9 protein-coding genes are annotated in these 13,226 nt (G+C 40.9%); all 9 read left to right on the top strand.

Annotated elements, in window-relative coordinates; all coding sequences use genetic code 11:
• Positions 1-27: 27 nt before the first annotated feature.
• The 9 genes from mutS (at position 28) to alaS (ending at position 13,166) form a co-directional block, all read left to right on the top strand.
• Positions 28-2,652: a DNA mismatch repair protein MutS gene (mutS, locus tag Q0C76_RS03780; RefSeq protein ID WP_295729885.1), complete on the top strand. Its 2,625-nt coding sequence runs from the start codon at positions 28-30 to the stop codon at positions 2,650-2,652.
• A gap of 12 nt (positions 2,653-2,664) precedes the next feature.
• Positions 2,665-4,653 (top strand): DNA mismatch repair endonuclease MutL, encoded by a 1,989-nt coding sequence (mutL, locus tag Q0C76_RS03785; protein ID WP_295729887.1) that lies wholly within the window; start codon positions 2,665-2,667, stop codon positions 4,651-4,653.
• A gap of 14 nt (positions 4,654-4,667) precedes the next feature.
• Complete coding sequence (gene ruvA / locus Q0C76_RS03790; RefSeq protein WP_295729890.1) at positions 4,668-5,270, top strand: Holliday junction branch migration protein RuvA; 603 nt, start codon at positions 4,668-4,670, stop codon at positions 5,268-5,270.
• 18 nt (positions 5,271-5,288) lie between these two features.
• Positions 5,289-6,299, top strand: coding sequence for a Holliday junction branch migration DNA helicase RuvB (ruvB, locus tag Q0C76_RS03795; protein ID WP_295729893.1), 1,011 nt, complete (start codon positions 5,289-5,291; stop codon positions 6,297-6,299).
• 12 nt (positions 6,300-6,311) lie between these two features.
• Positions 6,312-7,388, top strand: a complete 1,077-nt coding sequence (locus Q0C76_RS03800; RefSeq protein WP_295729895.1) for a tRNA-guanine transglycosylase — start codon at positions 6,312-6,314, stop codon at positions 7,386-7,388.
• 79 nt (positions 7,389-7,467) lie between these two features.
• The gene (yajC, locus tag Q0C76_RS03805) at positions 7,468-7,860 is read left to right on the top strand and encodes a preprotein translocase subunit YajC (protein WP_295729896.1); all 393 of its coding nucleotides are present in this window, start codon (positions 7,468-7,470) and stop codon (positions 7,858-7,860) included.
• Between the two features lie 68 nt (positions 7,861-7,928).
• Positions 7,929-8,876 (top strand): bifunctional oligoribonuclease/PAP phosphatase NrnA, encoded by a 948-nt coding sequence (locus Q0C76_RS03810; RefSeq protein ID WP_295729898.1) that lies wholly within the window; start codon positions 7,929-7,931, stop codon positions 8,874-8,876.
• Positions 8,877-8,886: 10 nt separating this feature from the next.
• Positions 8,887-10,269 carry a DEAD/DEAH box helicase gene (locus Q0C76_RS03815; protein WP_295729900.1) on the top strand — a complete coding sequence of 461 codons (1,383 nt, stop codon included), beginning with the start codon at positions 8,887-8,889 and terminating at the stop codon, positions 10,267-10,269.
• A 245-nt stretch (positions 10,270-10,514) separates the two neighbouring features.
• On the top strand, positions 10,515-13,166 hold the full coding sequence (gene alaS / locus Q0C76_RS03820; protein ID WP_295729903.1) for an alanine--tRNA ligase: 2,652 nt from the start codon (positions 10,515-10,517) through the stop codon (positions 13,164-13,166).
• Positions 13,167-13,226 lie beyond the last annotated feature (60 nt).

The following is a 13,226-nucleotide window of genomic DNA, read 5'->3' on the forward strand; positions in this document are numbered from 1 at the left end:
TGAATTATGAAACGAGGAGTGAATAGGTTGGCCAAAAAGTTAACACCAATGATGGAACAGTACCAAAAGGTTAAGGATCAATATCCGGATGCCTTTTTGTTCTATCGGTTAGGCGATTTTTATGAATTATTCAACGATGATGCCGTTAAAGGAGCACAACTGCTTGAATTAACTTTAACTAGTCGGAGCCATAGTGCCAAGAATCCAATTCCAATGTGCGGAGTTCCCCACCGCGCAGTCGAAAATTATATTGATATTTTAATTGATAAGGGCTATAAAGTTGCAATCTGTGAGCAAATGGAGGATCCCAAAAAGGCTAAGGGAATGGTGAAGCGTGCGGTAACTCGGCTAGTAACTCCTGGTACCCAAATGGATCTCAAGGGGGATCAAGCACAGAACAATAATTATTTAACCGCAATTTATCAGGAAGAAAATAATTATTGCTTAGCATACGCAGATCTATCCACTGGCGAACTGAAAACCACCACTTTTCATCAGGAAACTGAGTTAATCAATGAACTGATTAATCTCCAAACACGTGAGGTTGTTCATTTAGAACCACTTTCGCAAACTATAATTAATGAATTGAACAAACGCAATATTTTAATTTCTAGTCAGCCAAAATTATCCCAAAAATCTGAAGTTAGTTATTTAACCCAAGACCTGACTACTCAACCGCAACAGCATGTGGTCTCAATTTTGGTTTCCTACCTTTTGACTACGCAAAAGCGTTCATTGGCTCATCTGCAGATAGCCCAGTCTTATCAACCAAGTTCATTTATGAAAATTGATCATTATTCCAAAACTAATTTGGAATTGATGACGAATCTACGAAGTGGTAAACGTCAGGGGACGTTGGTTTGGTTGTTAGATGAAACCAAAACTGCAATGGGGAGTCGACTACTAAAACGGTGGCTTGACCGCCCCTTAATTGATCAGCAAAAAATTGAAGAACGTCAAGACAAGGTTCAAGTTTTGTTAGACAATTATTTTGAGCGGCAAAATCTTCAAGAAGAACTGATTAAGGTTTATGACTTGGAGCGTTTGGCGGGGCGGGTCGCCTATGGAAGCGTTAATGGACGTGATTTGATTCAGTTAAAGACCTCATTACAACAGGTTCCCAAAATTAAGTATGTTTTGGAGACCATTGACTCGCCAGTATTTGATAAATTAGTAAATCAGTTAGATCCGCTTGAAGATATTGCAGGACTAATTGACCAAGCTATTAATGATGACCCACCAATTTCTGTGACTGATGGTGGTGTAATTAAGGACCAATATAATCAGCAGCTGGATCAGTACCGTGACGCCATGAATAATGGTAAGCGGTGGATTGCAGAGTTACAGCAAAAAGAGCGTCAAGCAACAGGGATTAATAATTTAAAGATTGGTTATAATCATGTTTTTGGCTATTATATTGAAGTTACCAAGGTTAACTTAAATAAATTACCAAAGGATCGGTATGAACGGAAGCAAACTTTAACTAATGCTGAACGATTTTCGACACCAGAATTAAAAGATAAGGAAGCATTGATTTTGGGTGCACAAGAAAAATCAACTGCATTAGAGTATGATCTATTTGTAGAAGTTCGTGAAAAAGTAAAAAAGGCCATTGATCGTCTCCAATCATTAGCAGCTGCACTTTCAACATTAGATGTTCTCCAAAGTTTTGCAGTAGTTTCAGAAAAATATCATTTTGTACGGCCAACTTTAAATCATGATCATCAATTGATGATTAAGAACGGTCGCCACCCAGTTGTTGAAAAATTCATGGGTCATCAAGAATATGTTCCGAATGATGTTCAAATGGGGCAAGACACCGATATTCTTTTGATTACGGGTCCTAATATGTCGGGAAAGAGTACGTACATGCGTCAGTTAGCCTTATCTGCGGTAATGGCTCAAATGGGCTGTTTTATTCCAGCGGAAAAAGCTAACATCCCGATTTTTGACCAAATCTTTACACGAATTGGCGCTGCGGATGATCTAGTATCCGGAGAGAGCACTTTTATGGTTGAAATGATGGAAGCCAACAATGCCTTGATTCATGCAACAAGTAATAGTTTAATCCTGTTTGATGAAATTGGTCGGGGAACTGCAACCTACGATGGCATGGCTTTGGCCCAGGCCATTATTGAATATGTACACAATAATGTTCATGCGAAGACGCTGTTTTCAACGCACTATCATGAATTGACCGGTTTAGACCAGCAGTTGGATAAACTTAAAAATGTGCATGTGGGGGCAACTGAAGAAAATGGTGAATTAATTTTCCTGCATAAAGTAACGGCGGGTCCTGCTGACAAATCATATGGTATCCATGTCGCTAAATTGGCTGGTATGCCTGAATCATTGCTTAGTCGGGCCAATCAAATCCTTACATCGTTAGAAACTGAACACGAAAATGACCATGTTGAAGGGGACAACGAGCCAACTCCGAAGTCGATTAATACAGTGAGCGAGGATACCACTAGCCATCAGTATTCTGAGGATCCAAATGGTCAATTAGAACTTTTCTCCCCAGCACCACAGAAAACTAAATTGAGGAGAAATGAAGAACTTTTAAAACAAATTCAAAACTTGAATTTAATGGGTATGACCCCAATGGAAGTAATGAATAAAGTTTACCAATGGCAACAAAAGTTAAAGTAAAGGTGATGTGAATTGGGAAAAATTCATGAACTAAATAGTGTCCTTGCTGATCAAATTGCGGCAGGCGAAGTGATTGAGCGACCAGCCTCTATTATTAAAGAGCTTGTGGAAAACTCTTTGGACGCCCACAGTAAACGGATTGATATTGTTGTGACCAAGGCGGGTCTAGGTGAATTACGAGTAATTGATGATGGTGAGGGAATTGCGACTGAAGATGTCAAAGAGGCTTTTCAACGGCACGCTACTAGTAAGATTAGTACTCGGCAAGATTTGTTTCGGGTCCAAACTATGGGGTTTCGTGGTGAAGCGTTACCGAGTATTGCTTCAGTTGCGGATGTTGTGATGACGACTGCCACAGGTGGAGTAGCTGGAACGATGATCCACCTTCATGGCGGTAAGATTGAATCATTTCAACCGGCATCAGCACGGCGGGGAACGGACGTTAAAGTCAGTGAGCTGTTTTTTAATACTCCTGCCAGATTAAAGTACCTTAAATCACCACATACAGAACTAAGCCGGATGGTCGACATCATCAATCGGCTAGCGTTAGCTAATCCAAACGTGGCAATTTCATTTACTCACGATGGTCGTGAAATGTTTCGCTCTGCTGGCAATGGAAATGTGCAGCAAGTGGTTGCGGCAATTTATGGAGTTAAAGTGGGACGCAAAATGTTACCAATTCATGGTAAGGATCAGGATTTTGTGGTTGATGGGTTAATTTCCCTCCCTGAACTAACCCGTGCAAGTCGTCAGTATATGACGATCACAATCAATCATCGTTATGTTCGTAACTATCAAATATCCAAGGCAATTATCGACGGCTATGGATCTAAATTAATGGTTGGTCGATATCCAGTGGTAATGATGAATATTGATCTTGACCCATTATTAGTGGATGTGAATGTTCACCCAGCCAAACGAGAAGTCCGGTTAAGTAAGGAACCACAATTAGCAACTTTAATTAGCGAAACTATCAGACAGCGGATTGCTCAACAGAATTTAATTCCTGATGTTGGTGAACGAGCTGGAGAGCTACTCATGGATGATTCCCCATCAACGGTTCAAGAACAGGCTAATTCTTATGTACAAAACAACCAGCTCAGGAATTCAGATGCTAAGCAGTCCCAGTCGACAAAGTTAACCAATCCTGCCCAAGCAGATAGTACAGATAGTGTGGTTAAAGCCCCAATTGTGATCCATAGTCGACAAGAATTAAATCAACCAGAATTAAAAGAGTTTGATCGTAAGTATCAAAATGAGGTGGCAACACCGTTTATGGATGACTTAATTGATAGTGGCGAGCAGACAAATCGGCAACAGCAAACGGCAGAAGTTAGTTTACCGATTGATGATCAAGGAAGTAGTGAGCAACAACGGTTTCCAGATCTTCAATATATTGGTCAGCTTCAGGGGACATTTTTATTAGCTCAGGCCTCGGATGGTCTGTATATTGTTGATCAGCATGCTGCTCAAGAGCGGGTTAATTATGAACATTATCGGCAAGCAATTGGTGAAGTTTCGAATGACCAGCAAAATTTTTTACAACCGTTAGTGCTCAACTACTCGGTGTCAGATGCTTTAAAGCTTAATGAACATTTGTCAACACTGCAGCAAGTTGGGATTCACTTGGAACAGTTTGGTCAAAATAGTTTTATTCTTTCTAGTCATCCAACCTGGTTTATTGATGGTCAAGAAGAGTCAACTGCTCGTGAAATGATTGATTGGGTAATTCAAAATGGTAGTTTAACGGTTGCTGAATTTCGTGCAAAAACTGCAATTATGATGAGCTGTAAACGAGCAATCAAGGCCAATCATTATCTTAATGATCTTCAAGCAAAAGCGTTGCTTAATACTTTGCCCCACTGTGAAAATCCATTTAACTGTCCACATGGACGACCGGTGTTGATTCATTTTACGGACACTGATTTGGAAAAACTTTTTAAACGAATCCAGGAAAGTCACCAACCGTTTGCCAATGAATTTGACGATCATGAATATTAGAAACGAGGACAAGAATGTACGAATATCTACTTGGAGAGATTACTGAAGTGCACCCTGAATACCTAGTGATAGAGGTTAATGGGGTCGGTTTTCGGGTTCAAGTTGCGAACCCATATAGTTATCCCTTAAATGAGCAGGCTACGAAAATTTACGTATATCAAGCCGTTCGTGATGATGCTATTAGCCTTTTTGGTTTTCATAGCGCTGACGAAAAACAATTATTTACTAAATTATTAGCGGTTTCCGGAATCGGGCCAAAGAGCGCTTTAGCGATCTTAGCTAATCCTGATCATGAAGGCTTAGTCGAAGCAATCGCTAATAATAATGTTTCTTACATTACAAAGTTTCCAGGAATTGGTAAGAAAACTGCGTCACGAATTATTGTTGAACTTCAAGATAAGGTGGATTCTTTGCTACCAACTTTGGATTTACAGCCAAAAATGGTTGATTCATCAACGAATTTACAAGATAATGCAGAACTAGCAGACGCAGTTGCGGCATTAAAGGCATTGGGTTATTCAACAAAGGATGTTAAGAAAGCTGCGACAACATTAAAGAAAGAAAGTGGGCTGTCCACGGACCAATACTTGCGAAAAGGCTTAACTTTATTAAGTTAATGGAAGGGGGCTGGACTAGTGAGCGATGAAGAAAATATTATGTCGAATCATGCGGTAGATCAAAATGAAAGCACGATTGAAAAAAGTTTGCGGCCACAAACACTTGACGATTATATTGGTCAACGGAAGACCAAAAAAGAATTACGTGTGTACATTGAAGCTGCTAAATCGCGATCTGAAGCCTTGGATCATGTTTTGTTATATGGACCACCTGGCCTAGGAAAGACGACGTTAGCAATGGTGATTGCGCACGAAATGGGTGTTCAAATTAAAACCACTAGTGGTCCGGCAATTGAGAAACCTGGTGATTTGGTTGCCCTATTAAATGAGTTACAACCAGGAGATGTGCTTTTTATTGATGAAATTCATCGGTTGCCGAAGGTTGTTGAAGAAATGCTGTACTCGGCAATGGAAGATTTTTACATTGATATTGTTGTTGGCGAAGGGCCAACTGCTCATCCGGTTCATTTCCCGTTACCCCCGTTTACTTTAATTGGGGCGACCACTCGTGCTGGTGCTCTATCAGGACCACTTCGTGATCGTTTTGGAATCGTTGCCCACATGGCTTATTATGACTCAGCTGAATTGGAACAAATTATTCTACGCAGTGCAGGAATTTTTCAGATAGCTATTGAGCAGGAGGGGGCTCATGAGTTAGCACTCCGTTCGCGTGGCACTCCACGAATTGCCAATCGTTTATTGAAACGAGTACGAGATTTTGCTCAGGTAGCTCAGAAACCAGCGATTGATCATGAAATTGTGGTTAAAGCTTTACAATTATTGCAAGTTGACAACAAAGGGTTGGATGAGGTTGACCGGAAAATGTTGTTAACGATGATTAATTTATATCATGGCGGACCAGTGGGAGTGAAAACAATTGCAGCTAATATTGGTGAAGAAGTTGATACAATTGAGGAAATGTATGAACCATACTTGTTACAAATCGGTTTTCTTTCCCGAACATCACGTGGTCGAATGGTTACTCCTGCGGCATATGAGCATCTAGGACTGAACTACGAAGTTCACTAATTGAGGAAAAACATGGAAAATCAATTTAAAATTGAACCACAATCTTTGGTGATGAAGAGCCTTCGTCGTGGGAAGCTGACTACCGCGCACGGCGTGATTCAAACACCGGCAGTGATTCCCTTTGCTAAACGGGGGATGGTTAGTCCATTAACGATGGCAGAATTGATGAAAGTTGGTTGCCAAGGATTAGCGGTATCGGCGTTACCATTGATGGTGCACCCGGGTGAAAATGTGATTAAGATGCTGGGCTCTTTTCATAATTTTCTCCAGTGGGAGCGACCGCTGCTATCAACGATTGCTGATTTTGACGAAATGAAAAAGGTAAAGAAAAACGCTGGTGAACTGGGAATTCGTTATGAGGAACCATACACTCGTGCTCATTTGCGATTAACAGCTGAACAAGCCATGACAATTCAGACGAATGGCCAAGCAGATGTTCAACTGCCAATGTATCAAACGCCATCGTATTATGCGCCAGTTGATGATTTAAAAATGGCTCTAGACCTTAATCTGCAATGGCAAAAGCAGGCAAATAGTGAATGGGGAATAGTTGTTGGAGCTGGGCTAAAGAGCCTTCGACAAGACTGTATCAAACTGCTGGATCATAAAAATGGTTATTTAATTGCGAATTTACCGAATGACCGTGATGAATGGCGGCGGATTGTAAAAGAAGTTTGTTCATTATTACCACCACAGAGCCTGCGCATGCTAATTGCGGTTGATTATTGGCAAATTCAGGAAGCGTTAAGTTTAGGAATTGATATTGTAATTTCTGCTGCTCCTATTGAAGATGCTCATCGTGGGGAAGTCTATTCTGCGACCGGCCTCGATAAAATTAGTTATGAGCAATTTCGCTCTTCTTCAAAAAAAATGACGACGGGAGTGGGGCAACGCGTGACCTATGCTTACTTGCATTATCTTCATCTTCAACATAATCCGCTTGGTGATCACTACCTTGGATTGAATAATTGGTGGTGGATTAATCAATTGACGGGCGAACTGCGCCGAGCCATTCAAAATGAACAGCCACAAACTATTGAAAAACTTTTTCAGCTGGCGTTAACTAATGACAAACCAGTGAGAAGATAGTGGTAATTAACTAGAATTTTTGGTATTCTTAAAGATGAATTATTTTTAGAAGGGATGAATAATATTGGGTAGTCAAGGAATGTCAAGCATCATTTTGATCGTGTTGATGGTGGTTTTCATGTATTTCTTCATGATCCGTCCTCAGCAAAAGCAACGAAAAGAACATCAAGCGATGATGAGTAAGTTGCGTCCAGGTGATCATGTTGTAACCATTAGCCGTCTTCATGGTGTGGTTAGTGAGGTTAACGAAAAAGAACAAACGGTGACGCTTGACTGTGAAGGTATTTATTTGACATTTGATCTGGTTGCGGTTCAACGGGTATTGTCTGCAAAACCGGCAGCTAAGAATGTTGAAGATAAGCCAGCAGAAAAGGCACAAATGAAGGCTCCGGAAAAAGAAGCTGCTCCTAAGGACAATGCGGCAGATGATGCCGAAGATTCTGCTGAAGCTGATCAAGATTCAGCTAAATAGTAAGAAAAGTTGGGAGCAATCCCAGCTTTTTTATTTAATGTCAGATTTTATCAGTAAGGAGAAAAAACATGGAAGTTTTGGACCAAATTTATCAAGCAATTAAAAAATACCCAAAGATAATTATTCATCGTCATCAACGTCCTGACCCGGATGCTTTTGGTTCTCAAGTCGGTCTCGCTGAAATCATTAAGGCTTCATTTCCTTATAAAGAAGTTTATGTTGTGGGTAAGAATTTTCCGAGCCTGAGTTGGATTGGCCAAATGGATGATCTGCAGTCGAATGAATTTAACGATGCGCTGGTCATTGTAGTTGATACGGCAAATGCCCCACGGATTGATGATCGGCGTTTTAATAATGGCGATCAATTGATCAAAATAGATCATCATCCTAATGATGAGCCGTTTGGTGATTTAATGTGGGTTCGTCCAGAAGCCTCTAGCTGTTCGGAAATGATTTATGATTTTTATCAACGGTATGCGGATGATCTTAAGCTGACGAAGAAGGCAGCAAATGCCTTGTATGCTGGAATTATCGGTGATACTGGTCGCTTCCTCTATCCAGCAACAACGGCCCGAACAATGTTAGTTGCTGGTGCTTTGATTGCACACGGTGCTGACGCGGCGGCAATTAGCCAGCGAGAAAATCAAATCACGGTTCCGTTGGCGCGTCTGTCTGCTTATGTTTATGAGAATTTAACGATTTCAAAAAATGGAGCAGGTTATGTTGTTTTAAGCTCTGAAGTTCTTAAACGCTATGGTCTAACAGAGGCGGGGACATCAGCAGTTGTTTCATTGCCTGGTCGAATTGATGAAGTTAAGGCCTGGGCAATTTTTGTGGAGCAAGAAGACGGGCATTTTAGAGTTCGACTTCGTTCCAAAGGACCGTCTATTAACGAACTGGCTAAACAACATCATGGTGGTGGTCACGAATTAGCCAGTGGCGCTAAGGCAAAAGACCTTACGGAAATTAACGAAATTGTGGAAGAATTAGAGAAATTAACAAGTCAGAATAAATAGTGAGGGAATTATGAAGACTACATTTGCTGATTTTAAATTAAAATCGTGGCTGACTCCCGCTTTAAAAGCAATTAACTTTGTTCGACCAACCCCGGTACAGGAACGAGTTATCCCAGAAGTGCTCAACGGTAAAAACGTGGTTGGACAGTCACAAACAGGTTCTGGTAAAACTCACGCATTTTTACTACCGATCTTTTCAATGGTGGATTCAGCGGATCAAAGGGTTCAAGCAGTGATCACTGCTCCAAGTCGTGAATTAGCAACGCAGACTTATAATGCAGCCAAACAGCTTAATAAGTTTGCTCCTAAACCATTGACGATTCATAACTATGTGGGGGGAACTGACAAAGAACAACAGGTTGAACAGTTAAAACGAAAGCAACCTCAATTAGTAATTGGGACACCCGGGAGAATTCTAGATTTAATTAACTCGGGAGCTTTAGATATCCATTTAGCATCGCAGTTTGTCATTGATGAAGCTGACATGACTTTAGATATGGGATTTTTGGAACAGATTGATCAAATTGCCAGTCATTTTCCACAACAACTGCAGATGATGGTATTTTCGGCGACAATTCCTGTTGGGTTACAACCATTTTTAAAGAAATATTTGGAAAATCCCATAATAGAAGAAATCCCAACGGAAACCGTCATTAATCCCAATGTTGAGAATTGGTTGTTGTCAACAAAAGGACGCGATAAGAATGCGCTAATTTTTGAATTATTGACCATGGGTGAACCGTTCCTTGCTTTAGTATTTGCAAACACTCGTGAACGTGCTAATGAGATTTATCATTATTTAACTCAGCAAGGGTTACGAGTAGCGTTAATTCACGGTGGGTTAGAACCACGTGAACGAAAAAAGATGATGCGTCAGGTCCGAAATCTAGAATTTCAGTATGTGGTCGCAACCGATTTGGCTGCTCGAGGAATTGATATTGAAGGGGTTTCTTTGGTGATCAATGACGATATTCCAACGGACCTCGAGTACTTTATTCACCGGGTTGGTCGAACTGGTCGGGGAAATCTTCAAGGCACAGCGATTACCTTGTATGAGCCTTACGAAGATGGTTTGATTGCTAAACTTGAAGAACGTGGCATTAAATTTATTCCAAAGGTTTTAAGTCACGGGCGGTTAAAGACGACGTATGATCGTAATCGTCGACAAGGCCACAGACGACGTAAGCAAGCACTAGACCCGGCCATGAAGGGATTTGTTAAAAAGACCAAGAAGAAGGTTAAACCAGGTTATAAGAAACGGATTCGTAATAAGATCAAAGAGGAAGCACGTCAACAAGCAAAACAGGAACAACGGCATAAAATGCGTAAGGCAAAACGAGCACGGCAACGCCAGCACCGCGCTGAAAGAAAAAAGCAAGAATTTGGCCGTTGATTTTAAAAGATGACAAAGTTATAATAAATTTCGTCTGGGACATGGTAAATAGTAGGATGTTGAGAGAGATTCTGGTTGGTGCAAAGAATCCTGATTACTTTTTATTGCTCCCCAGTTAAGCTAAGTTAAATAATCCTGTATGGGAATTAAAGAGGTTAACGATCCATCGTTGCAAACAGAGTGGTACCGCGCTATCGGCGTCTCTGTGGGCAGAGATGGATTTTCTTTTTTTGGAGGGAAGAGACATGAAAAAACTGAAGAAACTAAATAGTGCTCAAGTTCGACGCATGTACTTGGATTTCTTTATTCAACATGGTCATAAGGAAATGCCTAGTCGTTCATTGGTGCCTGTCGATGATCCAACCTTACTTTGGATTAATTCCGGAGTGGCCACGATGAAAAAATATTTTGATGGGAAAGTGGTTCCTGATAACCCACGAATGACAAGTTCACAGAAGAGTATTCGGACAAACGACATTGAAAATGTTGGTAAAACGGCTCGTCACCATACAATGTTTGAAATGTTAGGGAACTTCTCAGTTGGTGATTACTTCAAGAAAGAAGTTATTCCGTGGGCTTGGGAACTCCTCACTAGTGATGACTGGTTTGGATTTGATCCAGAAAAATTATATGTAACCTATTACCCAAAAGATCATGATGCATTTAATTATTGGCGAGCAGCAGGAGTTCCGGAAAGTCACCTGATTCAAAATAAAGATAACTTTTGGGACATTGGTCAAGGACCATCTGGTCCTGATACGGAAATCTTTTATGATCGTGGTCAGGAAATGAACAATGTCGACGAAGATGATCCAGAAAATTATCCTGGTGGGGAAAATGAGCGCTACTTGGAAATTTGGAACATTGTCTTTAGTCAGTTCAATCACACACCAGAAGATACTTATGAACCGTTACCACATAAGAATATTGATACGGGGATGGGGCTAGAACGGGTTGTTTCGATCTTCGAAAACGCACCAACCAATTTTGAAACTGACTTGTTCATGCCATTAATAAAGCAAACCGAAAAGTTTAGTCAGGGTAAACAGTATGGTGAAAATGCGGCAGATGATGTTCAGTTTAAAATTATTGCTGACCATATACGAACCATTACTTTTGCCATTGGCGATGGTGCTTTACCGTCCAATATGGGACGTGGCTATGTCATTCGTCGATTATTGCGGCGAGCGGTTGTCGCTGGTAAAAAGTTAGGCATTAATGAATCATTTTTGGCCAAGATGGTACCAACTGTTGGTAGAATAATGAAGGATTATTATCCTGATGTATTGGAAAATGCTGATTATATTGCTTCGGTGGTTGAATCTGAAGAAGAACGGTTTAGTACGACCTTAAATGGTGGCCTTAATCTGTTAAATAATGTGATCACTAAAGCAAAGCAAAATGGTACGAATGAGATTGACGGACAAACTGCGTTTAAGTTGTACGATACCTACGGTTTTCCAATTGAACTAACCAAGGAATACGCTAGTGATGAAGGCCTAAATGTTGATCAAAAGGGTTTTGAAACGGCGATGACCGAGCAACAAAACCGAGCGCGAAATGCTCGTGACATGGATAACGGAATGGGTGTTCAGACGGATGTATGGACAGACTTTACTGAACCTAGCAAGTATGTTGGCTATCATCAATTAAACGTTGATAACGCGAAGGTGATTGGGCTAACTGCAGATGGTCAGCATGTTGAATCAGCTGATCCAAGTGCTAAAGACATTGAAGTAATCTTTGACATTACGCCATTTTATGCTGAAATGGGAGGTCAAGTAGCAGATACTGGTGACATTATTGATAATTATGGTCATCGGGTTGGGCGAGTAGTTGACGTTCAACATGCGCCTCACCAACAAAATCTCCATCGGGTTAAATTGACATCTCCGGTTAAGTTGGGGGCAAAGTATCGTTTAATTGTGGATCGAATTCGTCATCTCAAGATTGAAAAGAACCACACAGCTACCCACTTACTTGACCAAGCATTACGAAATGTTTTAGGTGGTCACACGCAGCAGGCAGGATCATTAGTAGAAGAACACTACTTGCGCTTTGACTTTAACCACTTTGGCCAAGTGACTGCTGAAGATTTAAAGGCAGTTGAAAAGATGGTGAATGAACAAATTTGGAAGGAGATCCCAGTAACGACTGTCGAGACCGACATTGACTCTGCTAAGGAGATGGGGGCAATTGCGTTATTCTCTGACAAGTACGGTGATAAAGTTCGGGTTGTGAAAATTGGTGATTACAATACTGAATTTTGTGGTGGTGACCATGTTCAAAATACCAATGAGCTAGGTCTGTTTAAGATTGTTTCTGAAGCTGGCGTCGGTGCAGGAATTCGTCGAATTGAAGCGGTAACTGGTAATGATGCTTTTAAATTAATGCAAAGACAAGTCGATCTCTTGAATGACGTTGCCGGAAAGTTAAAAGTTAGTCAGCAAAAAGAAGTTCCTCATCGTGTGCAAGAATTACAAACGCAGCTGAAAGACTTAGAAAAGAATAATGCTAGTTTACAGGCGAAGATTGCTAGTCAACAGGCTTCCCAAGTATTTGATAACATTCAAGATACCAAGCATGGTCAACTGATTGCAGCAGAATTAAATGTTGCAGGAATGAACGAATTACGTCAATTAGCGGACCAGTGGCGGTCTAAAGGTCAATCAGACTTCCTGGTTCTTGGAACATCTAATGGCGAAAAAGCTAACCTGCTGGTTGCAGTTAGTGATGATAAAGCGCAGGAAGTAAAGGCCGGTGACTTGATTAAGGCCATTGCACCAGCAATCAACGGTGGCGGTGGTGGTCGTCCAACTTTAGCTCAAGCAGGTGGAAAAAACCCGGCAGGAATTAACAATGCTTTGCAAAAAGCAACCGAATACTTGAATCAGTAATTATTAAGTGGCAAAGTTAGAATTTAGCTTGTGACCATCCTTCGTGATTTAGATATGGTA

Origin of the sequence: uncultured Limosilactobacillus sp. (assembly GCF_934202705.1) — a bacterium.
Lineage (GTDB): Bacteria > Bacillota > Bacilli > Lactobacillales > Lactobacillaceae > Limosilactobacillus.